The following is a 16,410-nucleotide window of genomic DNA, read 5'->3' as shown; positions in this document are numbered from 1 at the left end:
ATAGGGTCTAGCCTATTGAATAGACCTTGATTGATAGGCAAACGCTGTGGCGGCATAGTCGCCACTGTGGCAACCTGGGTGATGGAAGCCACATTCCCTAAGGAGGATCACCGTGACTGACCAGAAGAACACCGGCAACCTGACCGCGAAGGACATCGCATCCCGGGGCGTGTGCCCCGTCACCGGTCATGCCACCCGAAACAACGGTGCTCCCATCACCACCCAGGAGCACTCCGCCACCGTCGGAGACCAGGGGCCGATCGCGCTGCACGATGTCTCGCTGGTGGAGAAGCACCAGTCCTTCAACCGCGAGCGCATCCCGGAGCGCAACGTCCACGCCAAGGGGTCCGGCGCATTCGGTGAGCTGACGATTACCGAGGATGTCTCCCAGTACACGAAGGCCGACCTCTTCCAGAAGGGTCGCGTCACCCCGATGCTCGCCCGCTTTTCCCTGGTCGCCGGAGAGCTCGGCTTCCCGGATACCGTGCGCGACGTGCGTGGCTTCAGCCTGAAGTTCTACACCCAGGAGGGTAACTACGACATCGTGGGCAACAACACCCCGGTGTTCTTCCTCCGCGATGGCGTGAAGTTCCCGGACTTCATCCGCTCCCAGAAGCGCCTGAACAACGGCCTGCGCTCTGCGGACATGCAGTGGGACTTCTGGACCCGTTCCCCGGAGTCCGCCCACCAGGTCACCTACCTCATGGGCGACCGCGGCATCCCGGCCAACTTCCGCCACATGGACGGCTTCGGCTCCCACACCTATCAGTGGATCAACGCCGCCGGTGAGCGATTCTGGGTGAAGTATCACTTCAAGACCCGCCAGGGCTGGAAGACCCTTACCGATGAGGAGGCCAACCAGATCGTCGGTTCCGGCGACTTCGACCACAACCGTCAGGACCTCTTCGACGCCATCGAGCGCGGCGACTACCCGACCTGGGATGTCAAGGTGCAAATCATGCCCTTCGAGGAGGCCAAGGACTACCGCTGGAACCCCTTCGATCTGACCAAGACCTGGTCCCAGAAGGACTACCCGCTGATCGACGTGGGTCACTTCACGCTGAACCAGAACCCGGAGAACCACTTCGCGCAGATCGAGCAGGCCGCCTTCGCGCCCTCGAATATCGTGCCGGGCGTGGGCTTCTCCCCGGACAAGATGCTGCTCGCCCGCGTTTTCGCCTATCAGGACACTCAGCGTTACCGCCTCGGTGCTAATAACTCCCAGCTGCCGGTGAACCGCCCGATCCGCCAGGATCTGAACCGGTACAACACCAAGGACGGCGCGATGGCCTACGAGTTCCCGCCGCGCGACACCCCGGTGTATTCCCCGAACCGCTTCGAGCGAGGCGAGGGCACCCAGGACACCTCCGACGGTTCCGGCGTGGTCCAGAAGGGCGTGGCTGCCGGCGAGTCCCAGTACGGCTTCGGCCGTGGCGCGGAGTCCGGCACCGGCCTGGCTGATGAGCTGGGACTGTTCGACGAGAACTACGGCGGCGACCTGACCTTCGGCGCATACCACCGCCACCCGGAGGACGACGACTTCGTGCAGGCCGGTCAGCTCGTCCGCGAGGTCATGGATGACGAGCAGCGCGAGCGCTTGGCCAAGAACATCGCAGGTGCGATGGCCGGTGTTTCCGAGCAGGTGGAACAGCAGTGCTACACCTACTGGGGCCACGTGGACGAAGAGCTTGCGGCGCGGGTGAAGGAAGTCTTCACCGCCAGCAAGTAAGTACACTCGGGCAGCAGAGCAAGGTTTGAAGCAACCAGCGAAGGAGTTTTCGATGAGCAAGGCGCTGTACAACGCGAAGTCACTGTCCACCGGCGGCGGCCGAGACGGCCACGTCGCTACCTCGGACCGGCAGATCGACGTGGACGTCCGCCCGCCGAAGGAGCTCGGCGGCTCCGGCGAGGGCACCAACCCGGAGCAGCTCGTCGCTGCCGGCTGGGCGGCCTGCTTCAACGGTGCACTGCAGAAGCAGATGAAGGACAACGATGTGGACCTCTCCAAGGCCCCTGAGGTCCTGGTGGAGTGCACCCTGAACTCCGTCGACGAAGGATTCCGCATCACCTCGCGCATCGAGGCCACCCTCTTTGGCGTGGAGCAGGCACAGGCCGACGAGCTCGTGCAGGCAGCTCACGCCTTCTGCCCGTACTCCAAGGCAATGCGCGGCGACACCGACGTAGAGGTCGTCGCCAAGGTCGCCTAAACGGCTGACTACCTAGCGCACAGTAAAAGGCCGCCCGGAGGAGGTCCTCTGGGCGGCCTTCGCGCTATCTGGTTAGCGCCGGGGGAGGGGAGCCGGTGGGGCTACTTAGCCTCCGGCGGGCGCGTACCACCGGAGAGCGGCACCGTGTGATCCCAGTGGGTGGCGTGCAGCGCGCGCCCCATGAAGAAGGAACCCACCGAGCTGATCACCAGGAACGCGGTGATCGCCACGCACGCGCGGATCAGATACCCCAGCACGAAGCCCTCCGTGGCGAAGTGGAAGACCAGGTTCGCGCAGATCAGCAGCGGAATACCCACACCCAGTGCGGGGCCGGTCATGTTCAGCTGGCTCAGCGCATCCGGGGCCAGGAACATCGCGCGGGCAGAAACCAGCACGAACACGGATCCGGTGATCGCCAGGATGCCGATCAGCACGACCGCGAACCAGCCCGGCTCCTGGTACTCAACCTGCTCGGATGCGGCCAGCAGCAGCTCATTCGCGGAAACAGCGGAAGCAGCGGTAGAAACAGCCATGGTTTAGCGCCTCCCTCGGGTGATGATGCGGGCCGCGGCACCAGTCGACAGGGCGGAAAACAGTCCGGCGAACATCGCGACCTCGTAGGTAATCGCCGTGTGGTTAAAGATGCTCAAACACAGGAACAGCGCGATCATGCAGGCGAAGAGCATATCCGCGAGCACCGCGCGACGCCCGTCATTCTTGGTCGTCACTGCACGGTACAGCACCGTCACCAAACCAAGGACGATGATCGCCGCGGCGATGCCGACCAGGATGTAAAGCAGCGTTGTGGGTTCCATCTACTTCCCCTTTTTCTTCTTTTGGTCGCGGTACTTGTTCGGGTAGAGGGGGTCGCGGAAGCCGTAGTCATCGTGCTTCGGAGCCTCCTCCTTCGCGCCGTCCTCGGAGTCCTCGCCCAGGACGGCGGCGACGTAGGCCGCGGCGTGCGGGGTGGAGTCCACCTTCTCGACGTCGAAGACCGTCTCGTCGGAGGCACGGCCACCGCGGGAACCACGGAAACCGCGAGGTCCCGGACGACCGCGCTCCACGAGGGAGTCGACGTCGAAGTCCTGCTTGATGCCCTTCACCGAAGGCACCAGCGTCTCCTCCATCTCGGCGAAGCCCTCCATCAGCTCCAGCGGATCCTGGCCGTACATGGCGTGGATCGCAAGGTAGCGCTGCGCGGTATCGCTGTGCTGCACCTCGTACTCGCTGGACTTGACCTCGAAAGCGTCGCTGAGGGAACGTTCGCCGCGCTCCGCGTCGTAATCGACCTCCTTCGGGCCCGTCACACCCAGGGCCAGCGTGCCCGGGGTGATGGTGATGGAGGCCGCGAGGGCGGCGATATTGCGTTCCTTACGAACCCGCAGCGGGTAGTAGATCACCACCGGCGCGATGCGGCGACCGGTGCCGAAGGTATCGATCATCATCACGATCGACTCCTTGATCACCTGACCGACCAGCCAGCCCGCGTAGAACAGGCAGTGGAAGGGGACTTTCCAGGGCTTCATTAGCGTGCTCCTTCCTGGTCACCGGCGTTCCCGGCGAGGGCGTTATCGGCAGCGCCCGCGCCGCCGTGGGCAACCTCGGATACTCCCTGCGGCTCATCGGTCCCAGGTACATGCGCCAGTCCTGACGGGCCCGGGTCCAGCACCTGGCCGATCGGGCCAGGACCACCCACCAGCTCGTCGGACTGGTTGGCGTCGAAAACAGTGCTGACGTACTCGGTGGTGTCGATGAGGTCCTCCGCCGCCCGGTTGGTGACGGAGAAGATCGGGCCCGCGGCGAAGAAGATCACCACGGAGACAACGGCCATCGCGGCGGAGGGGAGCACGTACTTCGGCTTGATGCGAAGGTCCGGGTCCGCCTCGTTGCGGTTCATCGGGCGGCCCCAGAAGATCTCGCGCCACACATAAATCATGCTCAGCAGCGCGCCGATAGAGGTCAGGATGATCGTGCCGATCGCCAGCCAGGCCTTCCAGCTGCCGTCCTCGGCGATGCCGAAGACCAGAGCCAGTTTGCCCCATAGGCCGGAGAACGGCGGGAAGCCCACAATCGCCAGCGCACCGGCGGCGAACACCGCCGCCACGAAGGGGTCGCGACGCATCAGGCCGTGCAGCGGGCGTAGCCTGCCGTGGCCATAGGTCTCCTCGATCGCGCCGCCGGCCATGATGAGGCTGGCGGCGATCACCATGTGGTGCAGCATGTAGAACAGCCCAGCGGACAGCATCAGCGTCGGGCGGGCAGAGAGAAAGGCCAGCGGGATCAACATGTACGGGATGCCGTTGACCATCTGGTAGGCCAACACCCCACGGATCGTGTTCTCCGACAGGCCCGCGAACCCGCCGATGACCATGCCCAGCACCATGATGACGAGGATCGCCCACGCGTAGCGGGCATCACCCTCGAAGACGGTCATGTAGATGCGCAGCAGACCGTAGACCGCGACCTTAGTGTGCAGGCCGGAGAACAGCGCCATCACGGCCGGGGAAGTAAATGGGTAGGCCCGCGGCAACCAGGTGTGCGTTGGGCTTACACCGGCCTTGACCGACAGGGCCAACAGCACCATGCCGAGGGCGACCACCAGCTGCCACTGTGTGCCGTGGATGCCATCGGCAAAGCCCGCCTCGCCACGCGGACCAGCGGCGCCAGCCAGGGCAGCCAGGTTCGTCGTGCCGACCACGGCGTAGGTCATCACCACGCCGGAGACCAGCAGCAGGGAGGTCACCAGGTTCACCACGATGAACGTGCGGGCCGCGGCCAGGCGGCCCCAGGTTCCGGTCATCGCCACCAGCCCGAAGGATGGCATCAGCATGACCTCGATGAACACGAAGAGGTTGAACAGGTCCGCCGTGAGGATCGCGCCCCACGCGCCTCCCAGCAGCATCAGCGCCAGGGCGGGGTAGAAGCGGGCGCGCATCTCGCCCACGACGAGGGCGAACCAGTTGGCCACCAGCGCCACCAGGGCGGTGGTGAAGATCATCAAGGCGCTCAGCGTGTCCGCGGCCAGCGGGATGGCCACGCCGCCCACGAAGTTACCGACGTTATCGGCGATCACGGACTCGTCGCCGCCGAAGCGAACGAGCAGCCAGCCGGAGGTGGCGATTCCGAATGCCGGCACCAGCAGGGCCAGCAGGTTCCGGGCCTTCGCCCAGGGCAGGAAGGTACACAGGCCTGCTGCGATCAGCGGCACCACGATGAACAGGGCGAGCACCGCCCCATCGGCGAACGCGTCCGGGGAGTGTGGGTTATTAGCCGCAAGGAGTAGGGAATTCATTAGCGCTCCTCCTTGCCATTATTTTTGCTGTTGCCGGCGCCGTGGGGATCATTCTTACCGTAAGGTGCGCCCAGCGTGTCTGCCTGCGGCGTGTGCTTCGCAGCAGCCGCCTTCTCGGCCTCCTTGGCCACCTGCTCGGTGTCCGTGTGGCGAGAAAGGGTGGACAGCCCACGGAAGGTGCGGGCGGCGCGCTCGGCGTCCTCGGCGGAGGAGGTGTCATCGTCCCGGCCGACGGCAGCCAGCGCGAGCATGACGGCTGTCGCCGCCATCGAGATCACGATGGCCGTCAGGACGAAGGCCTGGGGTAGTGGGTCGCCCGCCTCGGCGGCATCGGTGCGGTTCATCAGCGGTTCGCCGCGCCACACCGGCACACCCGCGCCGAGGATCATGAGGTTCACGCCGTGGCTGATCAGGGACAGCCCCAGAATCTGGCGGAGCATTCCCCGCTGGAGGATGAGGTAGACACCGCCACCGACGAGGATTGCGATGATCGCTGCGATGATCACTGGTCGTCTCCTCTCCGCTTCTTTTCCTGGGGTGCTGGGTTTACTTGGCCTCGTTTGCTGCGCAGTTCGTCGAGTTCTCGGTCGAATGCGTCGTGGCCGGTGAGCCGGCGTTCTCGGCGTTTGCGTGCCTTGAACTCGGCGTCGGTTTCCTCCCGGTGGGCGGGGGCTGCGTCCTTTGCCTTAACGACGCCGCCGCGTTCTGCCTCGGTAGCGTGTTCCGCGGCGTCTGCCGGCCTGGCCACCGGGATCGGGCTCACAGAGCCGGCGGGCCGCTTTGCGGACTCACGCTCCGAGCGGTGCCGGGCTTCCGATTCGCGGGCGGCGCGGCTGACCTCGGAGGGGTTGAGCACGATATTGGACCCACCGATGCGTACCGCCACGGGGGACTGGCTGAAGGCCTCGGCCACCGTCCGCTTCGCCGATTCGCTGGCTTGCTGGGCGGAGGCTGGGTGCATCTTGGCCGGAATGTAACGATCCAGGTTTGCGCGCGCGTACTGGTTACCGGGGCGGTCGCGGCCACCAAGCTGGTTGATGACTACGACGATGAGCCCGAAGACGGCGAAGTAGATGCCGCCGTCGAAGAGCAGCGAGGTCGTCAGATGCTGTCCCAGGAACGTGCCGTGCAGTGGCGCCAGGTAGGAGCCTTGCAGGAAGCCCAGCAGGCCGGTGCACAGGGCCAGTAGCATGCCGATACCGATGAGCGTGTAGCCCAGGTTGTCGGAGCCCAGCTTCCGTGCGCGGGACTGCGCGAGGTACCAGAAGAACAGGCCACAGGCCGCGACGAGGGCCGCGAGGAAGCCACCGCCCGGGGCGTTGTGGCCGCGCCAGAAGGTGATCAGCGAGAGGATGACCACGATCGGGATCAGCGGGTACAGTGTCATGCGCGGGAGGATCGAGTTCAGGTGGGTGGAGCGCAGGTTCTTGGAGTAGAACGGTGCGAGCTCCGGGACCTTGTGGACATCCGGGAAGCGGGTCTGGCCCGGTGCGCGGAATGCCTCGGAGGTCGAGCCCGGGCCGTAGCCCGGCTTCGGGGAGCGCGGCATGGAGGAGATGATCGCAGCGATGACGATGCCCGCCATGCCGAGGACGATCAGCTCGCCCAACGTATCGTAGCCACGGAATTCCACGAGGATCGCGGCGACGACGTTGTCCGCGCCGGTGGCGTCCTGGGTGTTCTCCAGGTACCACTCCGCGAGCTCCGGGCGTGGGTGGCGGCTCTGCAGCAGCCAGACGCCGAAGAAAGTCACCAGGCCCACGACGGTGGCAATCATGGTGGCAAAGCGGGCGCGATTCTCGCCCTCGCGCAGGTACAGGCGCGGCTGGTGGCGAACCACCAGCATCATGATGACGGTGACGCACAGCTCGACCAGCAGGTTCGTCTGGGCGACATCGGGGGCACCGAGGGTGAGCATCATGAAGGAGACACCCACGCCGACCATGCCGACGAGTACGACGGAGGCCAGGCGCGAGCGGGTAGCGAGCAGGGCGATGAGTGCTGCGCCGATGATGAGCAGGCCAATCAGGTCGGTGACGCGGTCCGCGCCCTCCATGCGGGCTGGCAGTTCACCGAGACCGTGCAGGCGACCCGGCCCGATCAGGCTGAACAGGCCCAGGGTGATGAACATCGCCAGGATCCAGAACACGTGGCGGTTGGCGGCCATGGAGTTGGCTGGGGTGGCGACCACCCGGCCGAAGCGGATCATCCACTCCGTAACCAGGTGGATGATCTCCGCACCGGTGAGGGGGCCGAGCGGCTGGTGCTGGAACCAGTGGAAGATGGCCTTGCGTTGGAAGATGCCGATCACGCCCAGCACCATCACGATCACGGAGATCACGAGCGGGGCGTTCACCCCGTGCCACATCGCCAGGTGCGTGTGCGCCTCGCCCACGCCGGTGGCCACGGCGATGTTATCCATCCAGCTCTCCGGCCAGGCCAGGAAGAAGACGGCGGGCAGGGAGAGCAGGCCCGGCAGGGCGGCGGGGAGCCAAAGGCTAACCGGGGCCTCGCGGGTCTCGGACTCGTCCGTCTTGCCATCGACGAAGGCGCCGAAGACGTAGCGGGCGGAGTACATGAACGTCGCCAGGGCACCGATACCAGCGACTGCTAGCAGCACCCAGACGCCGGCCTGGGAGAACGGTGCCTCCTGGAAGGCGGTGAGCATGCCCTCCTTAGAGACAAAGCCCAGGGTCGGCGGGATCGCGGCCATGGAGCCGGCGGCGATGACTGCGGACCAGAAGGTGAAGGGCATGCGGCGCCACAGCGAGCCCAGGCGTCGGGTATCGCGGGAGCCCGCCTGGTGGTCGACCACGCCGACCAGCATGAATAGGGAGGACTTGAAGAGCGCGTGCGCCGCGGTGTGCACGATTGCCGCGGTGATGGCGAAGGGGGTGCCCACGCCGATGGTGGCCACGATCCAGCCGAGCTGGGAGACCGTGGAATACGCGGTGAGCTTCTTCAGGTCCGTCTTCTGCATGGCGAACAGTGCCGCCATGAGGGCGGTGACCATGCCGATGATGATCAGCGTGTAGTGCCAGATCATCGTCCCGGTGAAGATGCCCGAGAAGCGCAGCAGCAAATAGACACCCGCCTTCACGACCGCTGCGGCGTGCAGAAACGCGGAAACGGGGGTGTCCGCGGCCATGGCCTCCGGCAGCCAGAAGTGGAAGGGGATCTGCGCAGCCTTGGAGAAGCCCGCCATCGCGATCAGCACGGCGGTCACGCCCGTGAGCACCGCGTTATTGCCCCAGCTCGGGTTCGCGAGGATGTCGGCCAACTGGGTGGAACCAGTCACTCCGACCATGATGCCCAGCGCGGCGATGAGAAAGAGCCCACCGACGAAGGTTAGGATCAGGGTTCGGGTGGCACCAGCCTGGCCAGAGCTGCCGGAGCGGGCGATGAGGAAGAATGAAGCCAGCGAGACGAGCTCCCAGCCGATGAACAGCAGGGCAACGTCGCTAGCCAAAACCAGCAACAGCACCGCGAGCATAAAGGCGGTCATCAGCAGGTAGAAGCTGAGGATCTTCTCGCCTGGGTGCAGGTAGCGCGTGGAATAGATGAACACGATCGCGCCGATGAGCAGGGCAAGCAGCGTGAAGAAGAGGCTGAGCGCATCCATCGTCAGCCCGAAGGTAATGTCCCCGCCCTCGGGGTGTGCGGCGGAGGTGGGCAACGCGCCTTCGATCCAGGTGGCTGACCAGCGGTGCGCACCGCCCTCCATTGGGACGCGCGCGTGCTTGAGGACGTACCCCGCCAGCGCGACGAAGGTGATTGCTAGTGGCCAGCCCGCGTTGCGGTCGAGAACTTTGACCAGCAGTGGAACTAGAACGAGGGCCACCGCAACGGTGGCTGGGATCGCGAGCAGAGCCACGTGCTAAAACACCCCAACTAAGGATTCGGTCAGCGGCTCCGGGCGACCCGGAGCCAGCGGCTGCTGGTCGCGGACCCTGGAGGCGCGGCGTGCAAAAGGTCTAACGCACAGACCTGCGTTGTCCGGTGGCTGTTGTGGCGCGCGGGCATCGGTTGCTTTCCTGCGGCGCGGCTCGCGGTGACGGCGCGCTATACGGAGAAACCCGGAGGCTCGAACGTCACAATGTGATGCGGATAGCAGTTATGCGACTTTCTTAGTCTATCAGCCAGGTTGTGAGATCCAACACGAGGCCCCTTTCGGCACTTTTGTCACACCTGCCACATCTGTCACGCGAACGGTAGAGCTGGGGGCTCAGCTGTTGTTGTGCCAGTCGAATGAGTCGCGGCTTTCATTGAGACCTTGGTCGCGATGAATGCCGAAGACTCCTATACGACCGCTACTGAAGCTGAACGCTCGGTGAAGCTTGCTGACGACGTTGCCCACTCCGATCCGTTGAGCGTGCGACCCGCATTGAAGGACGTGCTCGTCGGCGTCGCGGCAATGCTGGTTCCCTACCTGTTATTGATCGGCGCGTATCTTGGAATCAAGAAGTTGGATCTTGGCGGGGTGCCGAGTGCGGCGCTGTGTGTTGATGAGACGGTATGCGGACCGGATGGTGCGGATGCGCGGAAGCCACATGGATAAGAAAAAGCCCTGGCCGGAAGGCCAGGGCTTTCATTAACTTGTCGGGATAACAGGATTTGAACCTGCGACCCCCTCGTCCCGAACGAGGTGCGCTACCAAACTGCGCCATATCCCGGTCATGGGCTGCGGGGGCTTTCCTGCCGGCTGATCCGGTCGGAAGATCTCCGCAACGGTTCCTTACTATAACGCGTGATCCCCGGAAGAGAAAAACCGGGGTGGGGTTAAGGGTTAAGAACGCAGGTCGTACCCGCTAGTCCGACCGCTCCACCACGTGGATGAGGGTCGCGGATGGACGGCAGAAAATCCGGAAGGGTACGTACTTCGAGTTCCCCAGGCCGTTCGTCACGTGCAGCCACGTCCGTTCCGTCCACCGGGACAAGCCTTGCGCGCGGGAGCGGTCGATGCCGCAATTCGTCACGATCGCCCGGCTCCCCGGCAGGCACAGCTGCCCGCCGTGCGTGTGGCCGGAGAGCACCAGCTGGTAGCCATCGGCCGCGAATTGGTCCAGCACCGCCGGTTCGGGGGAGTGGGACAGTCCGATGCTCAAGTCCGCATCCGTGTTCGGCGCGCCCGCCACCTGCGAGTAATCCGCCAGGTCGTGGTGGGGGTCGTCCACACCGGTGATCGCGAGCCGGATCATCTTCGGCTCCCCGCTGCCCACCGGCGCATCGGTGCTCAGTGGGAACTCCAGGCGGGCGTGGGTGGCGTCCTGCCAACCGTGCTCGAGGAAGGCCGCGCGCATCCCGCGCCACGGCAACTGCACGCGCGAGGGCTTGCGCTTCTTGCCGAGCAGGTAGACGAAAGGGTTCACCGGCTTCGGCGCGAAGTAGTCATTGCTGCCGAAGACGAACACGCCCGGGCGCTCAAAAAGCGGGCCCAACGCGCGCAGTACGCCCGGCACTGCCTCGTGCTCGCCGAGGTTATCGCCCGTGTTCACCACCAGGTCCGGGTCGAGCTCGATGAGGCCCGCGACCCACGACTGCTTTAGTCGCTGAGCTGCCAGCATGTGCAGGTCAGAGACGTGCAGGATGCGCAGTGAATCCCAGTGCGAGGGCAGCGTGCCCGGTTCCAGCAGCGGGACGGTGACTTCCTTCAGCTCGAACTGCCGAATCTCGCGGTTCGCCGCGAGCAGCACGCCGGCTCCCGCCGCGGCGAGCCCCGCCACCCCAGCGCCGATCACCCGGACCAGGCGAGATGCGGTGCGGTTGCCGTTCCCTGCCTTTTTCTTTAGGACGTCAACCCCCAGCGGGGCGTTCGGCTTCCCCGCTACCCACGGCAGCTGGGGCAGGTGGGCACGGAACTTCGAGGTCTTGCGTTTCAACACGGGCTTAAGTCTATCCACCGCTCGCCGGTCGTGGCCCTCCCGCCCGCTCTAGCCGGCCGTCTCCAGCTACCGCTCGGTCCCCGGGTGAGCGTCAGGCCCCGGGGCCAGTCCCGGACCAGCCCGGTCTAGCCCCGGCTAGCGCCGGGCGGCTGCCGCCCCACCGTCGGCGAGCTCGCCGGTGCCCTTCTTTTGCTTCTGCCGCACGGGCGGCAGCTTCTTGCCACCGTAGGAGTCCGCGATCGGGCCGGCGGCGGTGAAGAAGCTCCGGGCGGGCTCATTGCCGCCGTAGAGGTTGCCGGACCCGCACTGGCGAACCGGGGAGGTGCACAGGCTGGAGGCGGTGCCGGAATCGTTGAAGATATAGCTGCTGCCGGCGACGTTCTGGGTGAAGCCCAGGAAGGCCGCGGAATTGCTGGTCTCGGTGGTGCCGGTCTTCGCGGAGATCGGGCCGCTCCAGCCGGTGGCGCGGGCAGCATCCGCGGCGGTGCCATTCGATACGTCACCCGCCATGCCATTGGCCAGCGCATTAGCCACGGCCGGGTTGAGCACCTTCTCGCAGTCCTCGCGGGGGATGTCCACCTTCTTCCCCGAGGCGTCCGTCATCGAGGAGATGGGAGAGGGCTCGCACCAACGGCCCTGGTCCGCGAGCGTGGCGCCGACATTCGTTAGCTCCAGCGGGTCCACCGGGGTGGGGCCGAGTACGAAGGAACCGGTCTTTTCCTCTTTAATGCGCTGCGCGATGGACTTATCCCCGGAGGTGCCCTCCTTCGCGTAGCTGCGCAGCCCCAGTATCACGGCCAGATCAACGGTGCGTTCCAGGCCCACATCCTGCAGCATCGAGATGAAGGGAGTGTTCGGGGAGGTCGCCAGCGCCTCCTTCAGCGTCATCGAAGGCTTATAGGGGCCGACATTCTCGACGCAGTACTTGCCCGGCGGGCAGCCAGCAGCACCGCCGTTGCCGAGGCCGTCGACCTCCACCCGGGGCGGAACATTCAGCTTGGTCTCCAGCCCCATGCCCTTCTCGATGGCGGCAGCGGCGGCGAAGATCTTGAAGACCGAGCCCGCGCCGTGCCCCTGGAGGGAGTGCGGCAGCGGCAGGACGGTCTCGTGATTCTCCTGGTCCAGCCCGTATTTCCGGGAGGACGCCATCGCGATGACCTCGTGGGAGTCCTCCGTTGGCGCAATGAAGCTCAGGGCCTCGGAGACCCCGGGCTGGCCGGGGGCCACATTGCTCCGGGCGGATTGCACAGCGTGCTGCTGTGCGGCCGGGTCCAGGGTGGTGGTGATGGTGTACCCGCCGCGGGCGATCTTTTCGTGGTTAAAGCCCTTCTCCTCGAGCCAGTTCAGGGCGTAGTCGCAGAAGAAGCCATCATCCCCGGCGGCGACGCAGCCATTGGGCTCACCGGCGGGCTTCTCCGCGATTCCCAGTGGCTCGGCGGCCGCGTTATCGGCCTGTTCCTGGGTGAGGGAACCGTTATCGACGCGCGATTGGAGAACCTGGTTGCGGCGGGTCAGCGCGGCGTCCGGGTTATCCCACGGGTCGAGCGCGGAGGTGGACTGGACGACCCCGGCGAGGAGTGCAGCCTCGGCGTCCGTCAGCTTCTCGGCGGAGTGGTCGAAGTAGGTGCGGGCGGCGGCCTCGACCCCGTAGGCGCCGCGGCCGAAGGAGATGAGGTTGAGGTAGCGGGTGAGGATCTCGTCCTTGGAGAAGCGTTCGTCGAGATCACCCGCGAGCTTCATCTCCCGCAGCTTGCGAGCCAGGCTGGTTTCGGTGGCGGCGGCGCGCTCGTCGTCATTCTTGGCGCTGATCAGCCACAGGTAGTTCTTGATGTACTGCTGATTGAGGGTCGAGGCGCCCTCAGCCACCCCGCCGCTGGAGAGGTTGGCTGCGAGCGCGCGGGCCGAACCACGCAGATCCACCCCGTTGTGTTCGTAGAAGCGCCGGTCCTCGATAGCGACGATGGACTCCTTCATCGCGGAAGAGATCTTGTCCGCCGGGACGTCGAAGCGCCGTTGGTCGTAGATCCAGGCGATGGTGTTGCCCTCGCGGTCCAGAACCGTGCTGGCTTGTGGCAGGGACTTTTTGGTCTCGATATCCGCGAAGTTGGCGTTCATCGTGTTCGCGGAGGAGTTCACCACTGCACCGCCAAGGCCGGCGAAGGGGAGCATTCCCAGGGCAAGGAGCATGGCGATACCGAGCGTCGCGCCGATCAGCTGAAGGGCCGGTCTGGGCCGGGCGCGGTCGGAAGCTGCCGTGTCTTGCTCGTTGTTCTTCTCCACGCGACACACATTAGTCGACGCACGGGACGCCCTTAGCGTGGCTAAAGCACCCGCGGTTGCATTGTGAGATCACAAGCTGCGGCTGGGGACCGTGCGGTGGGGTAGGGGCTCACTACCCCCGCCAGAGCTAGTTTTGGGGAAAGAATTATCCGACGATATTCTTCAGGCTTTTCGGGGACAATTATCACGTGCGGGCACGCCCGGCAGAAAATGTGGGACGCATCACATTTTAAAGGTATTTCAAGAAAGCTCTGTCCTGACGTGCATAAACCGGCCGCGACCTATTTTCGCGCCATGTGCACGGTCCGCTCCCGTGCTCTGTCGAGGATGTTTGCGCGAGTTGTGATAGCGGTGCGTGGCCTATGAAAAATTTTTCCTCACTTAAGTACCCCCGGCGTTGTGATGCATTAGACATCCAAAATGTGATCCCCGTAACATTCTGGGCAATGCTTCAGCAGGCTATGCAACACATCCTGTTGATCGCTGAGGAAAGAGCAAGCACATCAGTTCCCCAAAGAACATCGCAACGAAGAACGTTAGATCCAGCTTGGAGGCGAAGAATGGCTGAATTCAGCTCCCAGTCCCGACCAGCAGCAAAGCCCGTGCGTCAGACCGTGAAGCAGCTGACGACCCGCGAGTCTTTCAAGAACCGCGGTGAATGGATTACCCACGCGCACTGCCGCAACGTGGATCCAGAAGAACTCTTTGTGAAGGGTGCCGCGCAGCGCAAGGCTGTCGCTATCTGCCGTCACTGCCCCGTCGTTCTGCAGTGCCGCGCCGATGCCCTTGATAACAAGGTGGAGTTCGGTGTCTGGGGTGGCATGACGGAGCGTCAGCGCCGCGCCCTGCTGCGCCGCCGCCCGGACGTCACCGACTGGGCCGACTTTTTCGCCGGCCAGCTCGAGGCTGCCGCTGCGCAGCGCGAGGCTGAGGGGCAGGCCTAAGCCCCGCTCAGTAGGGCCACACCCCGGCCCGTCTTTAATTTCGCAGTAGCTGGAAGCTAACCGATGTGCCTGCAGCTCCCCCGACGGTGAGGTTCTAAAACCTCCCCGGCCGGGGATTTTTCTGTCTATAGCCCCAGCTCGTCCTCTCCATAACTCGCGCGCGATCGCTATGCTCGAGGGCATGAAGAAATGGGAATATGTCACCGTGCCACTGCTCACCCACGCGACCAAGCAGATCCTCGATAACTGGGGCCAGGATGGGTGGGAGCTCGTCTCCGTCCTGCCAGGTCCGACTGGCGAGCAGCACGTCGCCTACATGAAGCGAGAGCTGGACTAATCATGGCCAAGTCTCAGGTTCCAGCCCGTCTCGACGAGCTCGGTATCGAGCTGCCGCCCGTTGCGGCCGCCGTCGCGTCGTACGTCCCCGCCGTCCGCTGTGGCGACGTCGTCTACACCTCCGGCCAGCTGCCGTTCGTCAACGGTGAGCTGCCGAAGCTCGGCCTCGTCGGCGAGATCGGCACCCACACGGGAGCCCAGGTCAGCCCGGAAGAGGCCTACGAGCTGGCTCGCATCGCCGTGCTCAACGCCGTGGCGGCCGCGGCCGCAGAGGTCGGTCTGGAGAACATCGAACGCATCGTGAAGGTCACGGGCTACGTCGCCTCCGCCACCGGCTTCGGCGGCCAGCCTGGCGTCGTCAACGGCGCGAGCGATATCCTCGGCGAGATTTTCGGCGACGCTGGCCAGCATGCCCGCGCCGCCGTTGGTGTTGCAGAGCTGCCGCTGGGGTCCCCGGTGGAGGTCGACATCATCGTTCAGGTACGTCAATAGGCCTTTAGTCGCGAGTTTTCGTAGAATTAGAGTTATGCAACATCCCGCGTACAGTCAGCTTCGCCCGGTCACCGAGAACGTCGGTGTGGTGTTGGCGCCAAACCCCAGCTATGCAGCGCTCGAAGGCACGAACTCTTGGGTAGTTCGCGGTCCGGGTGACCCGGTCTCGGTCGTTATCGATCCGGGCCCGCAGGACGAGGGACACCTCAACGTCCTGCACAGCAAGGCCGTGGGGGAGAGCATCGGCGCAGGAACCAGCGGCGAGGATGGCCCGCAGGCCACTATCGGCCTCGTGCTCCTCACGCACCGTCATAACGACCACTCCAACGGTGCCCAGCGCTTCCGTCAGCTCTCCGGCGCTCCGGTTCGCGCCTTCGACGAGCACAACTGCATCGCCGCCGAGCCGGTGAAGGATGGCGAGATCATCCGCATCGAGGGGCTCACCCCGACGATCGAGGTCCTGCACACCCCGGGGCACACCTCCGACTCCGTGTGCTTCCTCATCCACTCCAAGGGTGGATCCGATGATTCGGACGTGGAGGCGATCATCACCGGCGATACGATCGCCGGCCGCCACACCACCATGATTTCCGAGACCGACGGCGACCTCGGCCTCTACATCGAGTCCCTCAAGGAGCTGAAGCGCCGCGGCGCTGGCGTACCGCTGCTGCCGGGCCACGGTCCGGACCGCGAGGACACCAGCGAGCTCGCCGAGCGCTACATCGAGCGCCGTCAACACCGCCTCGAGCAGGTCCGCGAGGCACTGGCCAAGCTCGGTGAGGACGCCGACGTCATGGATGTTGTCGACGAGATCTACACGGACGTGGATCCGGTGCTGCGCGATGCCGCCGCACAGTCCACCCGCGTGACGATCGAGTACCTGAAGAAGCAGCAGTAAAAGCGATAATGCCTAGCGAGTGGGAAACTCGCTAGGCATTCAAGTGGGGTGACCAGCCGAGAGGCTGGTCTTTTTTATA

The 16,410-nt window shown here is 64.9% G+C and carries 15 protein-coding genes and 1 tRNA gene; 7 read left to right on the top strand and 9 right to left on the bottom strand.

Going from position 1 to position 16,410, the window contains the following annotated elements; translation table 11 throughout:
- Positions 1-112 precede the first annotated feature (112 nt).
- Together Q1V78_RS02120 and Q1V78_RS02115 are read left to right on the top strand one after the other, a co-directional pair.
- Positions 113-1,729, top strand: a complete 1,617-nt coding sequence (locus Q1V78_RS02120; RefSeq protein WP_300611107.1) for a catalase — start codon at positions 113-115, stop codon at positions 1,727-1,729.
- A gap of 52 nt (positions 1,730-1,781) precedes the next feature.
- On the top strand, positions 1,782-2,207 hold the full coding sequence (locus tag Q1V78_RS02115) for an organic hydroperoxide resistance protein (RefSeq protein ID WP_300611105.1): 426 nt from the start codon (positions 1,782-1,784) through the stop codon (positions 2,205-2,207).
- Positions 2,208-2,308: 101 nt separating this feature from the next.
- On the opposite strand, the gene Q1V78_RS02110 is transcribed toward Q1V78_RS02115, so the two are convergent.
- From Q1V78_RS02110 to Q1V78_RS02085, 6 genes are read right to left on the bottom strand one after another with little or no spacing between them, the layout of a single operon-like run.
- Positions 2,309-2,740 carry a Na+/H+ antiporter subunit G gene (locus Q1V78_RS02110; protein WP_300611102.1) on the bottom strand — a complete coding sequence of 144 codons (432 nt, stop codon included), beginning with the start codon at positions 2,738-2,740 and terminating at the stop codon, positions 2,309-2,311.
- Positions 2,741-2,743: 3 nt separating this feature from the next.
- Positions 2,744-3,022 carry an MnhF protein gene (locus Q1V78_RS02105; protein ID WP_015382033.1) on the bottom strand — a complete coding sequence of 93 codons (279 nt, stop codon included), beginning with the start codon at positions 3,020-3,022 and terminating at the stop codon, positions 2,744-2,746.
- Positions 3,023-3,733 (bottom strand): Na+/H+ antiporter subunit E, encoded by a 711-nt coding sequence (locus Q1V78_RS02100; protein WP_300611095.1) that lies wholly within the window; start codon positions 3,731-3,733, stop codon positions 3,023-3,025.
- A complete protein-coding gene (locus tag Q1V78_RS02095) occupies positions 3,733-5,499 on the bottom strand; it encodes a monovalent cation/H+ antiporter subunit D family protein (protein WP_300611093.1) in 1,767 nt (588 codons plus the stop codon). Before Q1V78_RS02095 ends, Q1V78_RS02100 begins: the two co-directional genes overlap by 1 nt.
- Positions 5,499-6,005 (bottom strand): cation:proton antiporter subunit C, encoded by a 507-nt coding sequence (locus Q1V78_RS02090; RefSeq protein WP_300611091.1) that lies wholly within the window; start codon positions 6,003-6,005, stop codon positions 5,499-5,501. Before Q1V78_RS02090 ends, Q1V78_RS02095 begins: the two co-directional genes overlap by 1 nt.
- Positions 6,002-9,373: a DUF4040 family protein gene (locus Q1V78_RS02085; RefSeq protein ID WP_300611090.1), complete on the bottom strand. Its 3,372-nt coding sequence runs from the start codon at positions 9,371-9,373 to the stop codon at positions 6,002-6,004. The genes Q1V78_RS02090 and Q1V78_RS02085 overlap by 4 nt, the downstream gene beginning before the upstream one ends.
- Positions 9,374-9,781: 408 nt before the next feature.
- Between Q1V78_RS02085 and Q1V78_RS02080 the strand changes: the two genes are divergently transcribed.
- Positions 9,782-10,057: a hypothetical protein gene (locus Q1V78_RS02080; protein ID WP_300611088.1), complete on the top strand. Its 276-nt coding sequence runs from the start codon at positions 9,782-9,784 to the stop codon at positions 10,055-10,057.
- Between the two features lie 41 nt (positions 10,058-10,098).
- Here the strand turns inward: Q1V78_RS02080 and Q1V78_RS02075 are convergent.
- The 3 genes from Q1V78_RS02075 to Q1V78_RS02065 form a co-directional block, all read right to left on the bottom strand.
- Positions 10,099-10,172: transfer RNA gene (locus Q1V78_RS02075), tRNA-Pro, on the bottom strand.
- Positions 10,173-10,307: 135 nt separating this feature from the next.
- Positions 10,308-11,222 carry a metallophosphoesterase gene (locus Q1V78_RS02070; protein WP_300611130.1) on the bottom strand — a complete coding sequence of 305 codons (915 nt, stop codon included), beginning with the start codon at positions 11,220-11,222 and terminating at the stop codon, positions 10,308-10,310.
- 294 nt (positions 11,223-11,516) lie between these two features.
- Positions 11,517-13,568, bottom strand: coding sequence for a transglycosylase domain-containing protein (locus tag Q1V78_RS02065; protein ID WP_300611128.1), 2,052 nt, complete (start codon positions 13,566-13,568; stop codon positions 11,517-11,519).
- Positions 13,569-14,221: 653 nt separating this feature from the next.
- Here Q1V78_RS02065 and Q1V78_RS02060 point away from each other — a divergent pair.
- The 4 genes from Q1V78_RS02060 to Q1V78_RS02045 all read left to right on the top strand — a co-directional run bounded on the left by Q1V78_RS02060 (position 14,222) and on the right by Q1V78_RS02045 (position 16,331).
- Positions 14,222-14,605: a WhiB family transcriptional regulator gene (locus Q1V78_RS02060; protein ID WP_300611086.1), complete on the top strand. Its 384-nt coding sequence runs from the start codon at positions 14,222-14,224 to the stop codon at positions 14,603-14,605.
- 181 nt (positions 14,606-14,786) lie between these two features.
- Positions 14,787-14,942 carry a DUF4177 domain-containing protein gene (locus Q1V78_RS02055; RefSeq protein ID WP_095075344.1) on the top strand — a complete coding sequence of 52 codons (156 nt, stop codon included), beginning with the start codon at positions 14,787-14,789 and terminating at the stop codon, positions 14,940-14,942.
- Between the two features lie 2 nt (positions 14,943-14,944).
- Positions 14,945-15,433 (top strand): RidA family protein, encoded by a 489-nt coding sequence (locus tag Q1V78_RS02050; RefSeq protein ID WP_300611080.1) that lies wholly within the window; start codon positions 14,945-14,947, stop codon positions 15,431-15,433.
- 34 nt (positions 15,434-15,467) lie between these two features.
- On the top strand, positions 15,468-16,331 hold the full coding sequence (locus Q1V78_RS02045; RefSeq protein WP_300611078.1) for an MBL fold metallo-hydrolase: 864 nt from the start codon (positions 15,468-15,470) through the stop codon (positions 16,329-16,331).
- Positions 16,332-16,410: the final 79 nt, after the last annotated feature.

Source organism: Corynebacterium sp. (assembly GCF_030152825.1).
Taxonomy (GTDB): domain Bacteria; phylum Actinomycetota; class Actinomycetes; order Mycobacteriales; family Mycobacteriaceae; genus Corynebacterium.
Note: the sequence above shows the minus strand (reverse complement) of the source record. Positions and strands in the feature narration are given on the sequence as shown.